20 protein-coding genes and 1 pseudogene are annotated in these 21,140 nt (G+C 67.3%); 6 read left to right on the top strand and 15 right to left on the bottom strand.

Annotation, left to right across the window (positions count from 1 at the left end):
* Window positions 1-11: 11 nt before the first annotated feature.
* Window positions 12-1,166, bottom strand: coding sequence for an epoxide hydrolase family protein (locus tag G3I17_RS00365; protein WP_164592731.1), 1,155 nt, complete (start codon window positions 1,164-1,166; stop codon window positions 12-14).
* A 60-nt stretch (window positions 1,167-1,226) separates the two neighbouring features.
* Here G3I17_RS00365 and G3I17_RS00370 point away from each other — a divergent pair, with 60 nt between their 5' ends.
* Window positions 1,227-2,192 (top strand): WYL domain-containing protein, encoded by a 966-nt coding sequence (locus G3I17_RS00370; protein ID WP_164592733.1) that lies wholly within the window; start codon window positions 1,227-1,229, stop codon window positions 2,190-2,192.
* A 77-nt stretch (window positions 2,193-2,269) separates the two neighbouring features.
* On the opposite strand, the gene G3I17_RS00375 is transcribed toward G3I17_RS00370, so the two are convergent.
* The 4 genes from G3I17_RS00375 to G3I17_RS00390 form a co-directional block, all read right to left on the bottom strand.
* The gene (locus G3I17_RS00375; protein ID WP_164592735.1) at window positions 2,270-3,190 is read right to left on the bottom strand and encodes a carotenoid biosynthesis protein; all 921 of its coding nucleotides are present in this window, start codon (window positions 3,188-3,190) and stop codon (window positions 2,270-2,272) included.
* Between the two features lie 14 nt (window positions 3,191-3,204).
* Window positions 3,205-3,840, bottom strand: coding sequence for a TetR/AcrR family transcriptional regulator (locus G3I17_RS00380; RefSeq protein WP_164592737.1), 636 nt, complete (start codon window positions 3,838-3,840; stop codon window positions 3,205-3,207).
* An 82-nt stretch (window positions 3,841-3,922) separates the two neighbouring features.
* Complete coding sequence (locus G3I17_RS00385; RefSeq protein WP_164592739.1) at window positions 3,923-4,603, bottom strand: response regulator transcription factor; 681 nt, start codon at window positions 4,601-4,603, stop codon at window positions 3,923-3,925.
* Window positions 4,600-6,588: a histidine kinase gene (locus G3I17_RS00390; protein WP_164592742.1), complete on the bottom strand. Its 1,989-nt coding sequence runs from the start codon at window positions 6,586-6,588 to the stop codon at window positions 4,600-4,602. The genes G3I17_RS00385 and G3I17_RS00390 overlap by 4 nt, the downstream gene beginning before the upstream one ends.
* 166 nt (window positions 6,589-6,754) lie before the next feature.
* On the opposite strand from G3I17_RS00390, the gene G3I17_RS00395 reads away from it, so the two are divergent.
* Both G3I17_RS00395 and G3I17_RS00400 read left to right on the top strand, forming a co-directional pair.
* Complete coding sequence (locus tag G3I17_RS00395; RefSeq protein WP_164592744.1) at window positions 6,755-7,108, top strand: hypothetical protein; 354 nt, start codon at window positions 6,755-6,757, stop codon at window positions 7,106-7,108.
* Complete coding sequence (locus G3I17_RS00400; protein WP_164592746.1) at window positions 7,105-7,800, top strand: DUF4386 family protein; 696 nt, start codon at window positions 7,105-7,107, stop codon at window positions 7,798-7,800. Before G3I17_RS00395 ends, G3I17_RS00400 begins: the two co-directional genes overlap by 4 nt.
* 119 nt (window positions 7,801-7,919) lie before the next feature.
* Here the strand turns inward: G3I17_RS00400 and G3I17_RS00405 are convergent, their stop codons facing one another.
* Window positions 7,920-8,606: a DUF429 domain-containing protein gene (locus G3I17_RS00405; protein WP_164592748.1), complete on the bottom strand. Its 687-nt coding sequence runs from the start codon at window positions 8,604-8,606 to the stop codon at window positions 7,920-7,922.
* The gene (locus G3I17_RS00410) at window positions 8,606-9,649 is read right to left on the bottom strand and encodes an alpha/beta fold hydrolase (protein WP_164592750.1); all 1,044 of its coding nucleotides are present in this window, start codon (window positions 9,647-9,649) and stop codon (window positions 8,606-8,608) included. Before G3I17_RS00410 ends, G3I17_RS00405 begins: the two co-directional genes overlap by 1 nt.
* 313 nt (window positions 9,650-9,962) lie before the next feature.
* Here G3I17_RS00410 and G3I17_RS00415 point away from each other — a divergent pair, with 313 nt between their 5' ends.
* On the top strand, window positions 9,963-11,333 hold the full coding sequence (locus G3I17_RS00415; RefSeq protein WP_164592752.1) for an FAD-binding oxidoreductase: 1,371 nt from the start codon (window positions 9,963-9,965) through the stop codon (window positions 11,331-11,333).
* 83 nt (window positions 11,334-11,416) lie between these two features.
* Here G3I17_RS00415 and G3I17_RS00420 read toward each other — a convergent pair whose 3' ends face one another.
* The 4 genes from G3I17_RS00420 to G3I17_RS00435 form a co-directional block, all read right to left on the bottom strand.
* Complete coding sequence (locus G3I17_RS00420) at window positions 11,417-11,938, bottom strand: hypothetical protein (RefSeq protein ID WP_164592754.1); 522 nt, start codon at window positions 11,936-11,938, stop codon at window positions 11,417-11,419.
* Entirely contained in the window at window positions 11,935-12,504 is a 570-nt protein-coding gene (locus G3I17_RS00425; protein WP_164592756.1) for a hypothetical protein, read from the bottom strand. Before G3I17_RS00425 ends, G3I17_RS00420 begins: the two co-directional genes overlap by 4 nt.
* A gap of 99 nt (window positions 12,505-12,603) precedes the next feature.
* Complete coding sequence (locus tag G3I17_RS00430) at window positions 12,604-13,143, bottom strand: dihydrofolate reductase family protein (protein WP_164592758.1); 540 nt, start codon at window positions 13,141-13,143, stop codon at window positions 12,604-12,606.
* Between the two features lie 28 nt (window positions 13,144-13,171).
* Complete coding sequence (locus G3I17_RS00435; protein WP_203589564.1) at window positions 13,172-13,747, bottom strand: NAD(P)H-dependent oxidoreductase; 576 nt, start codon at window positions 13,745-13,747, stop codon at window positions 13,172-13,174.
* A gap of 121 nt (window positions 13,748-13,868) precedes the next feature.
* Between G3I17_RS00435 and G3I17_RS00440 the strand changes: the two genes are divergently transcribed.
* A complete protein-coding gene (locus tag G3I17_RS00440; protein WP_164592760.1) occupies window positions 13,869-16,940 on the top strand; it encodes a BTAD domain-containing putative transcriptional regulator in 3,072 nt (1,023 codons plus the stop codon).
* On the opposite strand, the gene G3I17_RS00445 is transcribed toward G3I17_RS00440, so the two are convergent.
* Together G3I17_RS00445 and G3I17_RS00450 are read right to left on the bottom strand one after the other, a co-directional pair.
* A complete protein-coding gene (locus G3I17_RS00445) occupies window positions 16,917-17,840 on the bottom strand; it encodes a cysteine synthase family protein (protein WP_164592762.1) in 924 nt (307 codons plus the stop codon). The genes G3I17_RS00440 and G3I17_RS00445 overlap by 24 nt on opposite strands.
* Window positions 17,841-17,874: 34 nt before the next feature.
* On the bottom strand, window positions 17,875-18,306 hold the full coding sequence (locus G3I17_RS00450; protein WP_164592764.1) for a MarR family transcriptional regulator: 432 nt from the start codon (window positions 18,304-18,306) through the stop codon (window positions 17,875-17,877).
* Between the two features lie 94 nt (window positions 18,307-18,400).
* On the opposite strand from G3I17_RS00450, the gene G3I17_RS00455 reads away from it, so the two are divergent.
* Window positions 18,401-19,987 (top strand): LLM class flavin-dependent oxidoreductase, encoded by a 1,587-nt coding sequence (locus tag G3I17_RS00455; protein ID WP_164592766.1) that lies wholly within the window; start codon window positions 18,401-18,403, stop codon window positions 19,985-19,987.
* A 97-nt stretch (window positions 19,988-20,084) separates the two neighbouring features.
* On the opposite strand, the gene G3I17_RS00460 is transcribed toward G3I17_RS00455, so the two are convergent.
* Together G3I17_RS00460 and G3I17_RS40275 are read right to left on the bottom strand one after the other, a co-directional pair.
* Entirely contained in the window at window positions 20,085-20,711 is a 627-nt protein-coding gene (locus G3I17_RS00460) for a DUF6308 family protein (RefSeq protein WP_164592768.1), read from the bottom strand.
* Between the two features lie 260 nt (window positions 20,712-20,971).
* Window positions 20,972-21,118, bottom strand: a pseudogene (locus G3I17_RS40275) (lysine transporter LysE); the annotation flags it as partial.
* Window positions 21,119-21,140 lie beyond the last annotated feature (22 nt).

Here is a 21,140-nt window from a genome sequence, read left to right on the forward strand (position 1 = left end):
TCTTGGGGCCATCAGGCGTTGCGCAGTCCGGCGAAGAAGGTGCGGAGGTCGGTGGTGACGTCGGCTGGGCGTTCCAGGGAGGCGTAGTGGCCGCCTTCCTTGAAGTTGGACCAGTGGACGATGTTGGTGTTGTCGCGTTCGGCCAGGGGGCGGATGGTTTTGAAGTCGTCGGCGAAGACGGCGACGCCCGTGGGGGCTGAGTTGATTGCCGGTTCGGTGCCGGCGTGGGCTTCCTCGTAGTGGTAGCGGCCGGCGGCGGAGCTGGTGTTGGTGAACCAGTAGAGGGAGACCTCGGTGAGGATCTGGTCGCTGGTCAGCAGGCTGGTGCCGTTGCCGAAGGAGTTGAAGAGTTCGTTCCAGGCGAGTTGGCCGACGGGGGAGTCGGAGATGCCGACGGCGACGGTTTGGGGGCGGGTGGAGTTGATGGCGTTGTAGCCGCCGACTGACTGGAACCACTGGAGGTGCTCGAGCGCGGCGTAGTCCTCGGGGGTGAACTTCTCGAACTCGGTCGGGTCGCCGCTCGGGAAGGAGAAGAGCTGGAGGACGTGGAGGCCCAGGAAGCCGGGAGGGTTCAGGAGGCCTAGTTCGCGGGAGATCATGGCGCCGGCGTCACTGCCGTGGGAGCCGTACGACGAGTAGCCGAGGCGGCGCATCAAGGTGTCGAAGGTCTTGGCTACCCGGGCCATAGTCCAGCCGCGGTCGACGAGCGGAGTACTGAAGCCGAAGCCGGGGATTGAGGGGATGACTACCGAGAATGCGTCCGAGGCCTTGCCGCCGTGGGCTACCGGGTCGGTGAGCGGGCCGATCATGTCGAGGAAGTCGATGAAGGAGCCGGGGTAGGTGTGGATCAGCAGCAACGGGGTCGCGTCGGGTTCCGCGGACGGTACGTGGATGAAGTGCACGGTCTGGCCGTCGATGTCGGTCAGGTAGTGCGGGAACTCGTTCATCCGGGCCTCCTGCTCGCGCCAGTCGAACCCGTTCTGCCAGTGGTCGACCATTTCGCGGAGGTAGTGGTTCGGCGTACCGAGGTCCCAGTCGTCGCCGGGGGCGGCCTCGGGGAGGCGGGTGTTGGCGAGGCGGTTGTTCAGGTCGTCCAGGTCGGCCTGGGCGATCTCGACGCGGAAGGGGTGGATCTCTGCGGGGGAGGTGGTTCCGTTGTTGTTCATGGCTTTACCGTAGGAGGCATATAGGAACGTTAGATTCCTATTCAAGCTACTATTTTCCGCATGCGTGAAACCTCGTCCAGATTGCTGTCCTTGCTGGCCCTGATGCAGTCGCGGCCGGCCTGGCCCGGGTCGGAGTTGGCTGAGCGGTTGGGCGTGAGTACGCGGACCATCCGGAACGACATCGATCGGCTGCGCGAGCTCGGGTATCCGGTGGATGCGACGCGGGGTGCGGCTGGGTACTACCAGCTGGGTGTGGGCGCGAAGCTGCCGCCGTTGTTGCTGGATGACGAGGAAGCGGTTGCTGTCGCCGTCGGGCTGCGGACGGGCGCCGGGGTGGCGGGGATGGAGGAGAGCTCGGGGCGGGCGCTGGCGAAGCTCGAGCAGGTGCTGCCGCATCGGCTCCGGCGGCAGGTGAACGCGATCCACACGACGCTGTCGAAGGGGCCGGACAATACAGGTTCCAATGTGCCGGATCCGGAGGTTGATCCGGTGGTGGTGACTACGATCGCGGCGGCCATCCGCGATGGGCATTACCTGCGGTTCGACTACGCAGTACCGGAGAGCGCTCTACGGACGATCTTGGTCGAACCCTACCGGTTGGTGAGTTGGCAGCGGTACTGGTACCTGGTCGCGCGGGATGAGGCGGGGCAGTGGCACACCTATCGCGTCGACTGGATGGACCTGCGGATGGCGACCGGGCGGCGGTACCAGGCGCGGCCGATGCCGGAGGACGACTACATGGACTTCGTACTACGTGACGTCGCGTCCACCGGGTGGAAGGTGCACGCGAGGATCACCGTGTTCGCGTCGGCCGGTGAGGTGCTCTCGCGGATCCATGCCGCGGTGGGGATCGTGGAACCCGTGGACGACGAGACGTGTGTCTTGATCACGGGGGCCGAGAGCCTGGAAGTCGTTGCCGTGTACATCGGAATGCTGGGCCTCGACTTCCACGTCTCGGCGCCGACCGCGTTGGTGGAGCACCTCAAGATCATCGGAGAGCGCTATCTCCGCGCCATCGACTCCTAGGAGTCGATAGGTGGGACGGATAGGGAGGGAGGGGTTGGGTCTCCCTATCCGTCCCGGAGGGGGCTGTGCCGGAGGCGCTATGCGGTGGGGTGCAGCGCGTTTCGTTCCGGCTCCGCCTGCTTTGTCGCGATCGCCGCAGCGGCCGGTGCTGAGGCCGTGGTGTGTTGCTGGGCGATGCGGAGGAGGGCGATCAGGGCGAGGAGGCACATGCCGTAGACGGTGACGAGGGCAGATGTCTCGTAGATGTCGGCGGTCTGCCAGCTGTTGCCGATGGCATCGGTGACGGTCTCGTGGTCCGCGGTGAAGTAGTCGGCGAAGAAGGAGACCGTCGTGAACCCGTACAAGAGGACGCCCTGGAGATCGCTGGCCAGGTTCGCGCCGACCGGCTTGAAGCTGTCTGGTGCGGCCGGTCCGCGGCTACGTACATAGAGCGCGAAGGCCTGCATGAAGAGATAGACGGTGAAGGTCCAGCCCAGGAAGTTGCCCAGGGGGACGCCGAAGAAGCCGCCGCCGTCTTCCCAGATCCAGTTCTGGTGAATGGTTGAAGCGGTGGGGTCGAGGGACAGGTCCCACAGCGTCATCGCGAAGGCGCCGATGACAGGGGTGCCGATCGTGGTGATCCAGGGGGAGTTGCGGCGTACGTCGCCGAGCAGCACGGTTGCGACGATCCAGGCGAGGTAACCGGTGGCCAAGTACGCCGGGCCGATGAACCACGGCACCTCGAAGATCTTGCCGCTGCCCGTGTAGTGGTAGTCACCGAACGGGAAGCCGGTCGCGATGCTGAGGTTCTCCAGGATGTTGCTGATCACCAGGCCCACCACGATGAAGACCCCGATGGCGCGCCAGCCATAGCGCTGGGCGCCGTGCACCAGTGCGAAGATCACCTGCAGAACGATCAGCGGCATCCGCACGCCGGGAACGAAGCCCGTGACGATCAGCCCGATGGACAGGACCCCTGTGACTGCCCAGAGGGTGTTGTAGCGCTGGGTTGTGGACATCGAAGACTCCGGCTTCATGGGTTGGTCTGGATCAGTAGGCCGTTGAGGATCAAAGTGCTCAGTACCGCGTGATCGTCGGCATCGTCCGGGCGGCCGAACAGTCGCGCCAGTGGCTCTTGGCTGTACATCGCCGTTGGTTTGGTCACCACGAAATGGAAGAGGTACCAGGGGATGTCCCTGATCCGCCCCTGCTTGACGAGTAGGTCGAACTGCGGTCGGCCGGCGTCGTTGAGCGGACCCATCTGCTCGTAGAGGTACGCCAGGCGGGATGAATCGATGCCTGCCTCGTAGTCGATGACCCGCAGGAGGTGGGGGCGCCGGGACGTCGCGAGATGGAAGGCCCGCACGCCGGCGATCAGCCGGTCGAGTTCGTCGTCGCGCTCCTCGGCCTCGACGGCGGCCGTGATCTCAGCCGTTGCCTGCTGGATGGCTGACTGCACGACGGCCTTCCAGAACTCCTCCTTCGTCCCGTACCGGTCGTGGATGAAGGTGTGCCCCATGCCGAGGCGGGCGTTGAGTTGCCGGACGGAGACCGCTTCGTAGCCCAGTTCGGCGAAAGCCTCGAGGCCGCGCTGCAGGATCTGCCCGTACTGCGGCACCGACGCGTCAGCCGGCGGCCTGCCGGGCCCACGCCGTACCGGCCTTTTCATGGCATCTCCGAAGGGTAATCAGGCACCTGTCGGATTAATAGTAGCAAGGCACGGCGGCAACAGACAACGGAGGAGTTTGGCCTCAGCCGCCGAGGCCGCCGAGGCCGCCGAGGCCGGCGTCGCGGGCCTGGATGATGGCGGCGGCGCGGTCGGCGACGGCCAGTTTGGTGAAGATGGTGGAGACGTTGTTGGCGACCGTCTTGGAGGCCAGGCCCAAGCGGGTGCCGATGGCGGTGTTGGAGAGGCCGGCGGCAAGCAGGTCCAGGATCTCGCGCTCGCGAGTGGTGAGGTCGGGGAAGGGGTCCGCGGCGGGGACCGGGGGTGTGGAGAAGAAGGAGAGGACTCGGCGGGCTACGCCGGGGCCGAAGATGGCTTCGCCGGCGGCGACCGCGCGGATGGCGCGGGCGATTTCGTCTTGTTCGGCGCCTTTGACCAGGTAACCGCGGGCGCCGGCGCGCATGGCAGCGAAGACGGAGTCGTCGTCTTCGAACATCGTCAACACCAGTACTGCGACGTCTGGTGCTGTCCGTGCCAGTTCGCGGGTTGCTGCGAAGCCGTCCAGGTCGGGCATCTGGAGATCCAGTACTGCGACGTCGGGGCGGGTCGTCACTGCCTCGCGGACCGCCTCGCGGCCGGTTGCGGCGACGCCGACGACCTCGATGCCGGGCAGCGAGGAGAGCAGTGCCGCAAGGCCGGCGCGGACGACTGGATGGTCATCCGCCAGTACCACGCGGATGACGTCGCCGTCTGGTGGTGCGGTCATGGGGTGGCCATCGGGAAGGTGGCGTGGACTCGACCGCCGGTGGGCGAGGGGCCGGCTTCGAATTCGCCGCCTAGTTCGGCTGCTCGTTCGCGCATGGCTTGCAGGCCGACGCCTGGTCTCCAAGCGCCGTTTGGTGGTCCGTCGTCTGTCACCAGGACCTCCAGTTCTGAGCCGCAGCGCAGGGTCAGTACTGCGTTTGTCGCGCGCGAGTGCCGCACCACGTTGGTGAGTGCCTCCGTGGCGATCCGGTACGCCGCTACCTCAAGCGCCGCAGGCAGGGCGGGCAACCCGTCGGCCGACACCTGCACCGAGACGGATGCGCCATCGGCTCGCCATGACAGCTGGTCGGCCCGTTGCTGGAGGGCGCCGACCAGGCCGAGTTCGTCCAACGCTGGTGGGCGAAGGTCGTCCACCAACCGCCGTACGTCGGCGATCGCCGCTCGCGTGTCCCGACGCAAAGTGCCCAATAGCTCGGACGCTCGCGCCGCATCGACCGAGACGAGATTGGCCGCCGCATCCGCCGTGAAGGCAACGCCGGTCAACGTCGGACCGAGCCCGTCATGCAGATCGCGCCGCAGCCGACGGCGCTCCTCCTCGCGAGCCGCCACGAGCCTCTCCCGCGACGCCTGCAGCTCCGACGACAAGCGAGTCGCATGCACGGCAACGGCCAGCGGTACTGCGACCAGCGTGAGCACATTGCGGTCAGTCTGCGACAACTCGGATTCGCCCGATCGCAGGCCGACGAGCAGCGAGCCGACGGTAGTACCACCGTAAGACAGCTCGACCGGTACTACGGTCCCCGCGACCCCGGCCGAGGCCAGGAGCAAGCCGTCAGCCGCGACAGCGACGTACGGGAGTCGCAAAGCGGAACGAACTGCCTCGACGACGCCCAGGATCCCGCCGGCCACCCCCGACGACAACTCTTCGCCGACGAGCGATGCGACGCGGGCCGGATCGCGCCGGTCGCCGTACATGGCTCGGTCGACCAGTCGTTGCAGCCGTGGCAGAACGGGCGCGATCAGCAGCGCGATGAGCACCGTGACGACCGCGGATCGGCCGAAGCGCGTGGAGATGAACGAGTCGGTGACGGCGACCAGTGCGGCGTAGGCGCCGACGGCAAGGATCGACAGCATGGCCCAGGTGAGTGCGCGGGAGACGACCAGCCGGATGTCGAGAAGCTGATGGCGCACGATCGCCACCGCGACGGCGACCGGGATCAGCGGGATCGCGAGCAGCACGAAGATCGGCGTACCGGTCACCAAGGCCCACGGGGCCATGAAGAGGATCATCACGACGGTTGCCAGTAGCAACCACAGGAGCTGGTGGCGGCCGGTCTCGGTGGCGTGGCGGTAGCGGATGACGAGACTGGCGATCGCCAGGGCGTAGACGATCAGGCCGCGGATCTCGGTTGCCGTCCACAACGGTTGCAGGGCGTCGTACGACGGAAGTTGGAGGTAGGCCGCCGGTCCGTCTTCGAAGAGGGCTCCGGGACCGGTGCCCATCTCGACCGCGAAGAAAGGCGCGGTGACGACGATGCCGATGGCAACGGGTCGCCAGCGAGGCGAGAGCAGTCGGCCGTTGGGGAACAGCAGGAGTGCGAGCGGTAGGAACAAGGCGATCGACCACGGCCACGACCAGTTGCTGATGGTCGCGATCAGGCGTTGTACCCCGAGCGGCGCCGCGTTGTCGTGCAGCAACTGCGATAGGGGCGCGCCGGCAGCAGTCGTCGCGTGGCCGATGCCGTCGGCGATGAACAGCCAGCCGATCGGGTTCGCCGGGCGATGCCAGGCGATCACCGCGCCGCAGATCGCGAAGGTCAGGCCCATCAGGCCGTTGGTGACCAGGAAGCTGTCGAGCGCGGTAGCAAACGACCAGTTGGTTGCGAAGGCCAGGACCACCCCGGCCAGTACCTCGAGCACGGCCAGCCCGCCGAGCCCAGCCGCCAGCGCTCGGCGTCGGGGTGTGGGTTCGCTGCCTCCCGTCATGGGGATCAGTGTGCCCTTCAGGTGTCCCGATGTCTCGGGAATGGGTTCCCGGGGAGGGCGGGCATCCTCCTGTCCGCCGGTGAACCCCGGCCCGGGCGCCGGGACCAGTCCGGCGACGACTGTGGTGGAAACGGCCCGACGGGCCGGCAAACAGGGGAGGTTGACGATGTCTCGTACATTTCGCGCCGGACTGATCTTGCTCGGGCTGCTGTCGGTGGGTGACCTGGCGGGGCCGCTGCTGACGGATGGTGAGCACCCGCCGATGTCGGTCGCGTTGATCGGGTCTGCGCTGGGGCTGGTCAGCCTGGTGCTCGTGGTGCTGGCCTGGCGTGGGGCTCGGCGGGCTGTCGTGCCGCTCATCGTCCTGCGGTTGCTGTCGGGGCTCAGCGCAGTACCGGCGTTCTTCGCTGGTGGCGTTCCCGCGGCCGCCGTGGTCGCGGCGGCGCTCACCGTCGTCCTGGCAGTGGTCGGTACGACGCTGCTGCTCGTGCCCGCCCGTGAGTTCGCAGGTGCGCGATGACCACCACGGCAAACCGTACTACGACCGTGGCGGACACCCGCGGTATCAGCCGCTGGGCAGCCGCGATCGTGTTGCCGATCGGGCCGGCCGCGGTCGCAGTACTGCGGTTTGTACTGCCCTACGACACGGTCGACGACGCGAAGACGATGGCCGCGAAGGTCATCGCCGAACCGGGGCGCGCGTCGGTGGTGTTGTGGATGGGGTTCATCGCCGTACTGACGTTGGTGCCGGCCGCGTACGCCGCGGGCAAATTGACCCGGCGGCGGGCGCCCAAACTGACCCTGGTCGCACTCGCGCTGCTGATTCCCGGTTACCTGTCGCTCGGCTGGCTGGTGGGTGAGGATCAGCTGCTTTGGTCGGGCGCTCACGCCGGGCTGGATGCCGGCGGCCTCACGCGGATCGCCGAGGCAGTCCATCCGACGGGCAATATCGCGGGCGTGTTCTTCGTCCTGGGGCACGTCGTCGGGACCATCCTGCTCGGCGTCGCGCTGTGGCGGTCGCAGGTGGTCGCCCGCTGGGCGGCGATCGCGGTGATTGTCTCCCAGCCGATCCATTTCGTTGCCGCGGTCATCGTTCCCAACCACACACTCGACCTGGTCGGATGGGGGTTGCAGGCGGTCGGGTTCGCCGCGGTGGGATGGGCGATCCTGCAGCTACGCAACGACGACTGGGACCTGCCCGCCCTGCCCTGAACGGCAAGGGCTCCCCTGCAAGGGTTGTCCGGGCTCGGGTGACGGGTTGTTCGGTGGCTGGCGAGCTGTAGAGCGCCAGCCGCCGAACGAACGGCGTTCGGCCGACGCTAGGTCTGGTGTTAGACCCAGATGGCGGCTGGCCAGTTGTCGGTGAAGAGTTCTGGTGGGTTGGGGAGCGATTCCGCTTTGCCTTGGGCGACGCGGAGGGCTGACCAAGCCGCAGCGCCGGCGTCTAGTACGTCGTCGACACCGACGGCCTGGTCGGCGAGGCCTAGCTCGCCTTGGAGGGTGATGCCTGCGTCGGCGAGTAGGGCCCGGCGGCGTTCGGCTCCGGCCCAGGTGGACTTGCGGACCGTCAGCGGAGCGCCTGCGAGGCGGGCGAAGACGACCTCGGGATGAACCTCGACGACCAGTGCATCGGTCTGCCGGATCCACGTTTCGACCTCGAAGATCCGCGCCCTCAGCCCATACGCTTGGATGCTGACGCCCTGACCGCTCAATCGGCGGTTGATCACTACTGCCTCAGCGTGCGTCGGCGCCTGCAGGGCTGTTCGCACCGCCGTGGTGAAGGCGGAGGATGACAAGCGCCCGATCTCGGACCTGGCGAGGTGGTCGGCCGCCCGTAGCGTGGTGTCGGGCAGGCCGATCGGGATGTCGATCGCGATCACCTCGAGCGGGCCGCTCTGCTCGACCTGGGCGATCAGGAGCTCCATCGTGCTTGCGACGAAGGCGCTGACGTTGCCGTCAGCACGCAGTACGCCGACCCAGCCCGCCTTGCACGCGTCGACTCCGAGGACTCTCGGCACTAGACCCCCTGTTGCTTGAGGAAGGCAACGGATCTTGCCATCGAGGTCGGCCAGGCAGCGGCGAAGGCATGTTCCTCGCCGGGGTAAGTGTAGAGGGTGGCTTGCTTGCCGGCCTTCTTCAATGCAGCAAGGGTTTGCGTGGCCCAGACGGGTGGGCAGGTGGAGTCGGCCAGACCTTGCTGGATCAGCAATGGTTCGGTGATGCGGTCGAAGAAGTTGACCGCCGACAGGTTGCGCCAGAAGGCCGGGTTCTTCGCCGGGTCGCCGTGGGCGCGGATGATCGCGGCGGCGGTTGCGGCCTCCGGTCGGGTCCAGCGGTTGAAGTTGTCGACCGCGTTGGAGCTGACGGCCGCGTAGACCACGGCGGCCTTGACCAGTCCGGGTTGGGCCACGAGCACGTTGTACGTGATGCCGCCGCCCATCGACCGCCCGAAGAGGCCGACACGTTGCGCATCGACGTACGGGGAGGCCTTCAGGGCGAGCACCGCGTTGATGACGTCTTCGGTGTAGCCGATGCGCAGGTTGACCTCGGATTGCGGATCCTTGGACGACTGTGCGTGGTTGCGATAGTCGGTGTGCAGTACTACGTAGCCGCGGCGGGCGAGGTAGTCCTGCTCGCGCATCAGGCCGCGGCCGTTGGTGTAGACGGCGGGGTCGATGAAGCCGTGGTTGAGGACGAGCGCGGGATGGCGGCCGGGGGTGGTCGGGACGTTGAGGATGCCGGAGATCCTGAGCGTGCCGCTTGCGTACGTGACGAAGTACCGGGTGTAGGCATCGGTGCGGGTGATGACGCGACCGAGGCGGAGATCACGGCCGTCGTACTTCTTCGCCATCAGCGCCTGGAGGGAGACCGGGTCCGGGGGAGTGGACGGGGTGCTGGTGGGCGTCGAAGGCGCTGGGGCCGAGGTGGCCGGCGTCGACGCGGTCGGGGTTGGAGTGGTGGCGGTGGGTGGTGCCGGGGTCGGGTCGGCTGAGGGGGTCGAGGAACAGCCGACCGCTGTGGTGAGGACGACGGCGACGAATCCCAGCCACGGCAGCTTCATGAACCCATAGTGCAATCCGGCGCCAAAGGCTCTCGACCTGCGGCGCATGCTGGTTGTAGGGCTTCTGCAATAATTGCATGAGCATGGAGTTGATGATGCCTGATCTGCGCCTTGACGCGGGCCGGAGGGAGGGGGAAGGTCAGAGGGAACGGGATTGTCAGGGGGAGGTCTGGCGGTCGTCCGTGGACCAGATGCTCTCTGGGGTGGAACTTCTCGCATTGCGTTCGCTGGGTGGCTCGCCGGTCTGGTCGGCGCCGCCTCGAACGCACGCCGGTCGACAACGTGGGAAAGCCCGCTGGACCGTGGAGGAGTCATGGGCGAGTACACGATCGAGGATCTGAAGGAGCGCACCAGAGGTTCCGTCTTCACCGACGCGGACGAGGGTTACGACGAGGCGCGCAAGGTCTACAACGCGATGATCGACAAGCACCCGCGGGTCGTCGTGCAGTGCGAGAACGCGGGCGATGTGATGGCGGCGGTCGGCTTCGCAGCCGCCAACGAGCTGGATCTGGCGGTGCGTGGTGGTTCGCACAGCGTGCCGGGCTTCGGTACCTGCGACGACGGCGTGGTCGCTGACCTGAGCCCGATGCGCAACGTCCGGGTCGACCCGGTCACCCGTACTGCGCGCGCCGGCGGCGGTGCGACCTGGGGCGACTTCAATGCAGCGACCCACGCCTTCGGGCTGGCGACCACCGGCGGCATCATCTCGACCACAGGTGTCGGCGGACTGACTCTCGGCGGCGGGATCGGCTACCTGGCCCGCGGGCTCGGGCTGTCCTGCGACAACCTGATCTCCGCGGACGTGGTCACCGCGGACGGCCGGTTCATCACCGCCAGCGAGAAGGAGCACGAGGATCTCTTCTGGGCTCTCAGGGGTGGCGGCGGCAACTTTGGCGTGGTCACTGCACTGGAATTCCGGCTGGAGCCGGTGGACACCATCTACGGCGGGCCGATGCTGTTCGAGATGTCGGACGGGGCAGCAGTGCTCGCAGGGTTCCGGGACCTCATCAAGGACGCTCCGGAGCAGCTGGGCGGGTTCCCGGCGTTCCAGCTGGCGCCGCCGCTGCCGTTCATCCCCGAGGACCGCCATGGCGAAGCGTTCACGCTGATAGTGGCTTGCTGGGCAGGGGATCCGGCACGCGGTGCGGAGGAGGTCGACAAGTTCCGGCAGTTCGCTCCTGTGGTCGCAGAGCACGTAGGGCCGATGCCTTACCCCGCACTGAACAGTGCGTTCGATGGGCTCGTACCGCCGGGTCTGCAGCACTACTGGAAGGCCAATTTCGTCACTGAGCTCACAGACGAGGCCATTCAGGCTCACCTGCAGCATGCGCCCGGTCTACCGGCTGTGAACTCCACAGTGCACATCTACCCGATCGACGGCGCCTGTCATCGAGTACCGGCCGATGCGACGGCGTTCGCCTACAGGGAAGCCAACTTCGCGACAGTGATCGCCGGGATGTGGCCGGACCCGGCGCAGAACGACGCAGGGGTCGAGTGGGTGCGTGGGTACTACGACGCAGTGTCGCCGCACTCCGAGGCAGGCGGCTACATCAACTTCATGGCCGGCGACGACCAGGGCCGGATCGCTGACAACTACAAAGGCAACTACGAGCGGCTGGTGGAGGTGAAACGCAAGTACGACCCGAACAACCTCTTCCACCTGAACCAGAACATCGCTCCCTAGCCGGTACTACGCCGCGCGGCAACCCGGCTGCTGGGGCCGGGTGCCGCGCTGCGGCAGGGTTGGCTCAGATCGTCAGGGTTGGCTCAGATTGTCAGCAGGCGCTGGAAGAAGGCGCGGTACTTCTGCAGGGCCGAGCGGAGGTCCTCGGTGGACGGCTCGCCGGTCGACCACTGGCCTTCCAGCGTGCGGTGTTGCTCATCGAAGGTTGCCGAGAGCCGGTCGAGGACCTCGCCGACCAGCTTGTCGGCGTCGGTCACCGCGGACCGCGGGTCGTCGACGAAGCCTTGCTGGATGACGTCCCAGCGGGCCTTGAAGTCGACCCCTTCGGTGGTGGGCACCAGCGGCTCGTCGGTCACGGCCTCGCTGGTGGGCGGCGTGGCTTCGGTAGCCGGCTCGGGCTCGACGCCCGCGGGGTAGGCGACGGGCTCGGTCACGGTATCGAGGGGCGCCTGGTCGTCGCCGACCTCATCCACGGAGTACTCGGGGCGCTCGGCGTCCGTAGTACGGGCGTGGTTACCGATGCCGGCGGCGTCGGCGTCTGCAGTGCGGTTGCCTGCGGTCGGGTACGGGGGTGCGTCCAGGGGTTCGTTGAGGGGGGTGCTCATGACTGCTCCTTGATGTCGGTGCGGCCGTTCAGCTCGGCTGGTTGCTCCAGCAGGGCGTCTACCAGGCGGCGGTAGGCGGTTACTGCCTGGCGGAGGTCTTCCGTGTCGACTGAGCCCTGGGTCTGGGCGACGGCGACGCCGTGTGCCTGGCGGTAGTTCTGCGCGACCTCGGGGTGGTCCACCGAGATGTCGTCGGCTCGCTGGTCGAAGTCGTCGACCGGGTAGCCGGCCTCGCGCATCATGCGCAGTACCAGGCGGTCTGCTTGCGTGACGGCGTCTCCAGGCGCGTCCACGAAGCCCTGCTGCAGTCCACTCCACTCCACGCGGTACTGCTCGGCCGACTCGCGGCTGAGCGGGTGTACGTCGAGCTTGGCTCGCCGCTGCTCCCGCCCACGCAGATCGCGTAGCGCCTCCTTGCGGTCACCCGACTCTTCGAGTGTGCGTTCGTACTCGGGCCCGAAGCGCTGCTGCAGCTGCTCGGTCCTTCGTCGCTGGTACGCGTACAGCGCCGCCGCGGCGACCAGTACGACCACGACGATCAAGATGATGGTGATGACGGTTCCCATCGGATTTCAAGTCCCTTCTGAGTAAGTCAGTTCGGTGCCCGATCCGGGGACGACGAAACGCCCGGAACCCCAGCAGGGTTCCGGGCGTCGGCCGGTGCGTCAGGCTTTCGGCGCCAGCTTGTGGACGACGATGCCGGACTTGAAGGTGGTGGTGCCGAGCAGCTCGAGGTGGTTGATGCCGAGCTTGGAGTCCTCGAACAGACGCTCGCCGTCGGCCAGTACCGGGAAGACCCAGAAGTGGTACTCGTCGACCAGCTTGTGCTCGAGCAGCGTCGTGGAGAACGACCCGGTGCCGAACTTGAGCAGGTCGCCGCCGTCCTCCTCCTTCAGCTTGCGGACGGCGTCGGCGGCGTCGCCCTCCAGCAGCTTGGCGTTCCACTTGGTGTCGGTGAGCGTGCGGGAGGCGACGTACTTCGGCATCGCGTTGAAACCGTCCGTGTAGGGGTCGCCGCTGCGCTGTGACCAGGCCTCGGCGAAACCCTCGTAGGTGACCCGGCCGAGCAGCAGCGCCTCGGTGTTCTCCATCAGCTTCATGGAGTAGCCGCTGTGCTCCTCGTCCCAGTACGGCGGGCTCCAGTGCTGCGGGTCGGAGATGGATCCGTTCAGGGTCACGAAGGTGGACTCGATCAGCTTCCTCATGGTCTTGCCTTTCTGCTGTTGCTTGGTTTCAGGGTTGGTAGGGCTGCTTGATGCGGGCGGCCCGGAGTGCGTGTGCCCACCAGACGAGCTGGTCGAGCGTGTTCTTGGCAGTGGCGTCGTAGCCGGAGCCGGGGCGGGGCCAGCTGCCGTCTGCGGCGAACTGCTCCCAGTAGCAGGGCAGGGTGACGGTGTTGCGGATCGCTACCGCCTGCAGCTCGGTGAAGACCTGCCGTAGCTGTGCAGCGGCGTACAGACCACCTGTCTCGCGGCCGTAGGCCACGATGGCGACCGGCTTGGCGTGCCACTCCTCGTAGTACCAGTCGAGTGCGGTCTTCAGCGGTGCCGGGAAGCTGCTGTTGTACTCCGGCGTAACCACAGCGAACGCATCCGCTGCAGCGAGCCGTGGAGCCAGTACTGCGACCGCGGCGGGCGTGGGCTCGTCCGTGTCGGACAGTGTCTGGGGCAGGTTCGCAGCGGCCAGGTCTACGACGTCTACATCGAGGTCGGCGCGTTTGGCGGCCTGCTGGGCGAACCAGCCGGCCACTGTCGGACCGAAGCGCCCGTGGCGGGTGCTGCCGATGATCACTGCGAGTCGCAGCTTCATCCTGCTCACCTCCCTCGTGCTGTCGTTTGCTGTTGAGGACGACTCTGCCTGAGAGGGATTACGGCTTCTTTCCGGTCGTCGGTGCAGCAGCCGGAAACCGTCGGAAAGCTAGAGTGCGGCCATGCGTTTCGGGGTGCTTGGACCGGTGACGGCCTGGACGGACAGTGGCGAACCGGTCACCGTGCCGGGTCTGAAGGTCCGTGCACTGCTGGCCGACCTGCTTGTGCACGAGGGGCGACCGGTACCGGCGGACCGGCTGATCGACGACCTCTGGGGCGAGGACCTGCCGGGCAACCCGGCCGGGACGCTCTCGGCGAAGGTGTCCCAGCTCCGTCGCGCCTTCGACGACGCTGAGCCCGGCAGCCGCGCACTGGTCGTCTCCGGGCCTGCGGGCTACTCGTTGACGGTCGACACCTGCTCGTACGACGCACTGGGCTTCGCTGCGCACCTGGAGCACGGACGGCTCGAGGAGGCACTCGCACTGTGGCGCGGCCCGGCGTACGCGGACTTCGCGGACGAGGCCTTCGTGGAGACGGCCGTGGCGCGGTTGAGCGAGCAACGGCTCACCGCTACCGAGGACTACTTCGAAGCCCGGCAGGACCACAACGCGTTGATCGGTGAGGTGGCGGCGCTCCTCTCGGAACACCCGCTGCGGGAGCGGCTCCGTGCCGTGCACCTGAAGGCGCTGTACCGCGCCGGCCGGCAGAGCGAGGCGCTGGAGAGCTACGAGCAGTTGCGGACCCTGCTGGCCGACGAGCTCGGCCTGGACCCCAGTCCTGCGCTGGCTGAGCTGCAGCAGTCGATCCTGACGCAGGAGCTGCCACAGGCTCGGCACCGCAGCAACCTGCCCGCCCAGCTGACAGCGTTGGTCGGCCGTAGCGAGGCAATCTCTGAAGTGCGAAGCCGCCTGTACGTCGATCGCCTCGTCACGCTGACCGGCCCTGGGGGAGTGGGCAAGACCCGGCTGGCGCTGGCCTCGGCCGATGGGCTCGCCGGTCGCTTCCCCGATGGAGTAGTGCTCGTGGAGCTGGCCGCCGTAGCTCCTGATGCGCTCGACGTGGCCGGGTCGCTGGCGGACGCAGTACAGGCGGCACTGGATCTGCGGGACTCGGCAGGTGCGGGGTCTGGGGGACTGGTCGGGGCACTGGCGGCGTTGGAGCTCCTGTTGGTGCTGGACAACTGTGAGCACGTGGTGGACGCCGCTGCTGCTCTCGTTGACGAGTTGCTGGCTGCCGCGCCCGGGTTGCGGGTACTGGCGACCAGTCGCGAGCCGCTGGGGCTTACTGGCGAGGCTGTGTGGAGTGTGCCTCCCCTGGAGGTGCCCTTGGCGACTGCAGCGTTGCCCGACTTGCGTGAGGCTTCGGCTGTGCAGTTGTTCGCAGCCAGGGCTGCTGCGGCGGACCGTGGGTTCTCGCTGGATGAGGAGTCGGCTGCTGCCGTCTCGGTGCTCTGCCGGCGGCTTGACGGGATCCCGTTGGCGTTGGAGTTGGCAGCTACGCGGGTACGGGCGTTGGGAGTACAGGGGTTGGTTGCGCGACTGGATGACCGGTTCCGGTTGCTCGCCACTGGGCATCGGGGTGCTGCGCCTCGGCAGCAGACGCTGATGGCGATGATCGACTGGAGTTGGGATCTGCTGTCTGCGGCCGAGCAGGCGGTGCTCCGGCGACTCGCAGTACAGACAGACGGCTGTACTGCGGATGCAGCCGAGCAAGTGTGTTCCGAGGCCGGTGTTGACGTCCTGGACGTATTGATGCGCCTGGTCGACCGGTCCCTAGTGGTGTCGGTGCATGGGGCTGAGGGGCCGCGGTACCGGCTACTGGAGTCGGTGGCGGCGTACTGCGTCAACAAGCTACGCGCGGCCGATGAGCTGGAGATGGTGAGGCAGCGGCATCGCCTTTATTACATGGAGTTTGCGGAGACGGCTCGCGCGTACCTGACCGGGCCGGAGCAGAGTCGGTGGCTGCAGCGGCTTGATGACGAGTCGGGCAACCTGCGGAGCGCACTGGACGGCGCTGTGGCTGGTGGCGACCTGGAGGTGGCTGAGCGGCTGGCGGATGCGCTTGGCTGGTACTGGTTCTTGCGGGGCCGGTTTGCTGAGGCCAGGCGGTCGCTGGAGGCCTTGCCTGCGTCGGCCAAGGCGACTGCGTGGCTTGCTGGATTCCTGTATGCGCAGGGAGATGTCAGTGCGGCTGCTGTGCGGGACCGGGTGACCACTGTCGACCCACGGGCGGAGTGGTGGATCGCCTTCACTGCAAGCGATTCAGGCGATCTTGCTGCCTGTCTGGCGATGTTGGAGCGTGCGCTGGCGGCCTTTGAGGCTACTGGGGATCAGTGGGGCATCGCAGCCGTACTGGCGGCTCGGGCGAAGCATGCGCACGTCCGTGCCGACCTGAAGGCGCTGGAGAGCGATGCGGTCGAGAGTGCTCGGCTGTTCGGGATCCTGGGCGATCACTGGGGTCTGCTGCAAGCTACTGGCTGGCTTGGCGCTCTGGCGGAGCTGACCGGCGACTTCGACGAGGCTGCGCGGCTGCACACCGAGGGGCTTCGGATGGCCGAGTCGCTCGACCTCTGGCCCGAGGTGGCGGGTGAGTTGGGGTGGCTCGGCTGGACTGCCTTGCGGCAGGGGTCGTACGCCGAGGCGACGGCTTATGGCGAGCGGGCGTTGCGGCTGGCGACCGAGCAAGGGCATCGGTCGACCCAGGCGTTGGCTGAGCTCGTGCTGGGGTTTGCAGCTCGGCGGTCGGGCGACTTGGAGTCTGCGGAGAAGCGATTGCAGGCGATGGTCGATGCGGCTCGCAAGCAGGACGAGCCGGTCTTGTACTTGTCGATCGTGCTGGACGAGCTCGGGTACACGCTGGAGCTGCGGGGCGATCCGATGCGCGCCAGGGAGTTGCACGCGGAGGCGTATCGGATCTCGCGGGAGTACGAGTCGCGGCGAGGGATGTGCTGGGCGCTGGAGGGTCTTGCGGCTTGTGTGGGCGACAAGGCGGTGGCTGCGCGTCTGCTCGGGGTTGCGGCGGTAGTACGGGCTGCTGACGGCTATGTGGTCACTGCAGCCGAGCAGGGCGACATTGATCGTGCTGCGGCCGCTGCCCGGGCTGCTCTGGGTGGTGACGCGTTCGATGCGCAGTACGAGGCAGGTGGTCGGATGGAGCTGGAGGAGGCGTACTCAGAGGTAGAGGTCGCCGGCTAGGTACTTGAGGCCGGTGTCGGCTGCCACTGTGACGACGGTCTGCTCCGGGGACAGCTCTGACGCCAGCTGGATCGCCCCGAGCACGTTGAGCGCGGAGGAAGTACCGGCGAAGACTCCTTCGAGACGGGATAGCGACTTGACCAGCTCGCGCGCCTCGGACTCCTCTACTGCCCGGGCCTCGTCGTAGGCGTCTGGGGTGAGCAGGGGTGGGATAGTGCCGGTCGCAGTACCTTCGACGCGGTGTGGGCCGCCGAAGCCCTCGGTGAGCATGGGGGAGCTGGCCGGCTCCAGGGCGACGATTCGGCTGATGTCCGAGCGGATAGCCCGTCCTACGCCGACCAGCATGCCGCCGGTGCCTACGGCCGCGCAGAAGGTGTGCAGCGCGGTACCGGCCGTCTGGTCGACGATCTCGCGGCCGAGCACCGCATAGCCGTCCAGGGCGTCGGTGTTGTTGAACTGGTCTGTCCAGAAGGCGTTGTCGTTCGCGATAATCCGGTCGACCTCGTGGCGCATCCGGACGAACAGGTCGGGCGTGATCCGGCCCTGGTCGCTCGGAACCACCACCAGGTCGGCACCGAACGCCTGCATGGTCCGGAGCTTCTCGGGCGAGAAGGCGTCCGACGAGACGACTGACAGCGGGTAGCCCTTCACTGCACAGATGAAGGCCAGCGACGAGCCTGTACTGCCGCCGGTGAACTCCACTACGCGCTGACCGGGCCGGAGCTCGTTGCGCCGCTCGGCTCCCTCGATCATGGCCAGGGCCATCCGGTCCTTGTAGCTGCCGGTGGGGTTGCCGCCCTCCAGCTTGACCAGCACCTGCGCCGAGCCCTGCGGCACAATGCGCTGCAGCCTGACCAGTGGGGTGTTGCCGATCGCCTGTAGTGCACTCGTCAGGATCATCGCTCTAGTTTGCACAGCGCTAGCCGGCACAGCGCTAGCTGGTGAAGGCCGCGGGTGCGTCGGCAACGACTCGGCTCAGCGTCTTGGCGAACCTGTCGCGCTCGGTGGCGGGCAGCTCTTGCAGGAGCCGCTCGAGCCGCTCAGTGAGCTCGTCGTTGAAGCGGTGCAGCGCTTTGGAACCCTCCGGGGTCAGGGTGACCTTCACCGCCCGACGGTCGTGTGGGTCGTTCTCCCTTGCGACGAGGCCGCGTTGCTGGGCGCGATCGACCAGGCCGGTCAGGCTGGAACGCTCCAGGCAGAGCATGCCCGACAACTGCGCCATCCCGATCGACCGGTCGCTCAGCGAGCACAGCATCTGCGCCTGGGCGGCAGTGAGATCACAGGCGCGGCCGACCTCGGCGTACAGGTTCTGCACCAGGAACGTCAGCCGGACCAGCCCGCTGGCGGCGCCCAGGGTCTCCTTCACGACGGCTCCCACTTGTGATTGTTCGTGGCACGAAGTAATTTGTTCGTCAGGTCAATATTACGCGGCACGAACTATTTAGGGTAGGGGTCTTGGCATGGACTACGGGCACGAGCTGGTCTTCGGCACGTTCCTGACGCCGGCGGTTGAGGACGCGGAGCGGGTGATCGCGCTAGCGCAGCTGACCGAGCAGGTCGGGCTCGATCTGGTGACGGTGCAGGACCACCCGTACCAGCCGCGGCTGCTCGACGCGTGGACGCTGCTGTCGGTCATCGCCGCCCACACGCAGACGATCTCGGTCTCCACCAACGTCGCCAACCTGCCGCTGCGTCATCCGATCGTGCTGGCGCGCAGCGTCGCGACGCTCGACCGGATCACCGGTGGGCGGGTTGAGCTCGGGCTGGGCGCCGGTGGATTCCTGGACGCCGTTGCCGCCAACGCTGGGCCTCGGCTGACGGCGGGGGAGAGCATCGGCGCGCTGGAGGAGGCCATCGCGATCATCCGGGAGGTCTGGTCTGCCGGTAGCGGTGGGATTCGTCTTGCCGGAAAGCACTACACGGTGGCCGGCGCCAAGCGCGGTCCTGCGCCTGCGCATGACGTTGCGATCTGGCTGGGCGCGTACAAGCCGCGGATGCTGGCGCTGACTGGGCGACTTGCTGATGGGTGGCTGCCGTCTAGTTCCTATGTACCGCCGGAGGAGCTGCCTGCGCTCAACAAGCTCATCGACGAAGCCGCGGTGGAGGCAGGGCGCGAGCCGTCGGCGGTACGGCGGCTTTACAACATCTCTGGGCGCTTCGACGGGCGAGGCGGGTTCCTGCAAGGCCCGGAGGAGCAGTGGATCGAGCAGCTCACGGAGCTGACTCTGACCGAGGGGATGAGCACCTACATCCTCGCCTCAGACAACCCAGAAGACATCCACCGCTTCGCCGACCTAGCCCCCGCAGTACGAGAAGCCGTCGCCACGGCCCGCGCATCAGCGACCGCTACCTCCGCCACCGCCGTGGCAGACACCGCCTCGGCTGCGGTCGCTGCGCCTTCCTTCCCGTCCTCCGCGCCCTCGAGCGACGCAGCCGCCGGAGGGCGCGGCAACTTCAGCGTGGTGCCGACGCCGCCGCCTGCGGCGAAGCGCAGCGCAGTACAGCCGTGGGACGAGTCGGAGCGGCCGACCGGACCAGCGCTGGACCCCAAGCGCGTGTACACGCCGCAGCAACTGGCGTCGGGGGAGCACCTGATCCAGGTACACGACCACCTGCGAGCAGAGCTCGAGCAGATCCGCGACCTGGTGGAGCAAGTTGCCGCCGGCTCCATCGGCGTCGGCCAGGCGCGTTCCCACATCAACACGATGACCATGCGCCAGAACAACTGGACCCTGGGCGTCTACTGCGAGACCTACTGCCGCCTGGTCACGACCCACCACTCGATCGAAGACGCCTCCCTCTTCCCACGCCTCCGCCGAGCCGACCCCGCTCTAACCCCGGTGGTCAACCGCCTTCAGGAAGAGCACCTGGTCATCCACGACGTCCTGGAAGGCGTCGACAAGGCCCTGGTAGCCCTGGTGGACGGCTCCGGCACCATCGACACCCTCCGAACCGCCGTAGACCTCCTAGACGACACCCTGCTCTCCCATCTCTCCTACGAAGAAAGAGAACTGGTAGAGCCCCTCGCCCGCCTAGGCGTGATGTAGGCGCGGCCGCGATAGTTCGCGCGACTTTGTGCACCGCCCAGCCATTTCCCGGCGACGAAAACGACTGAACCGTGCCCAAAGTCGCCGGGAGTGGCAGTTACTTGGCTTCGCCGAGGAGGGAGGCGAGAATGTCGAGTAGGCGGAGGCTGGGGGCCTCGGCCAGTACGCGGGCGGCAGAGGTGGCCGGCTCGGCGATCAGGCGGACCTGGAGCAGCTTGAAGTCGCGGACGTTGGCCGGGTTGACCAGGTCGCGGTGCACGGCGGCCAGGAAATCGGGGCCGGCGGACGCCTCGCTGTAGGTCATCCGGATGAAGCTGTCGCTGACCGGGAAGAGATACGGCCGCTTGAGGTGCAGCAGCTTCGCCTTCTTGGCGTGGCCGAAGCCGCGGTGACCGCTGAACTTCTCGTCCAGCTCGGTGGCCGCCTCGAACAGCGGCGTACCAGGCGCGGCATCCTCCAGCCGGGCGCCGACCGGGACCGCGGCGAATTCCTTGTCCGCATCCACCTCGAGCAGCCAGGGGATGTCCGCCGCCCGCAGGTCGGCGCCGATCACCATCGTCCGGGCCAGGTCTTCGAGCGTGATCCGGTCAGGCTCGGATCCGCCGACGTTCGTCATCCCGGGAAGACCGTCGTAGTACTTCAGCACCGCGCCGTTCGTCTCGGCGTACAGCCGCAGCTGTGCGATTGCCTCGTCCACGACGATCTTCCGACTACCGATGTTCATGGCCACACCCTCACACTCTTCGTGGCAGACCCGCCAGCCGGAATAGGCGATCCGACCCGCGAATCCGAACTACATCCGGATGCGGTGAATCGTAGGGGACGCCCACCCCCACCGCAGCACAGGGTGACATCCCCACTTATCCACACCCTGTAACCACCCACCCCACCGGACCTCCACGGCCCCATAAACTCTCAGTCACCACCGCTCACGGCCAGAAGGCGAAAATGCCCCTTTCCCGACGCCTCCCCCTGCGGTGCCTTGGCGATGAGTGCGTGGAGGCCGTCGGCTGTTGCTACGCCGAGGGCAGCGAAGGCGCCGGGTTTCAGGGAGGTGCGGGCGGTGAGGCCCACGAGGTACGTCGCGATGCCTCCGACGGGCGCGGCGATGCCATGGCCGGCGAGGAGCATTCGGCGTGGCCATACGCCAATC

Origin of the sequence: Streptomyces sp. SID13031 (assembly GCF_010548305.1) — a bacterium.
Lineage (GTDB): Bacteria > Actinomycetota > Actinomycetes > Propionibacteriales > Kribbellaceae > Kribbella.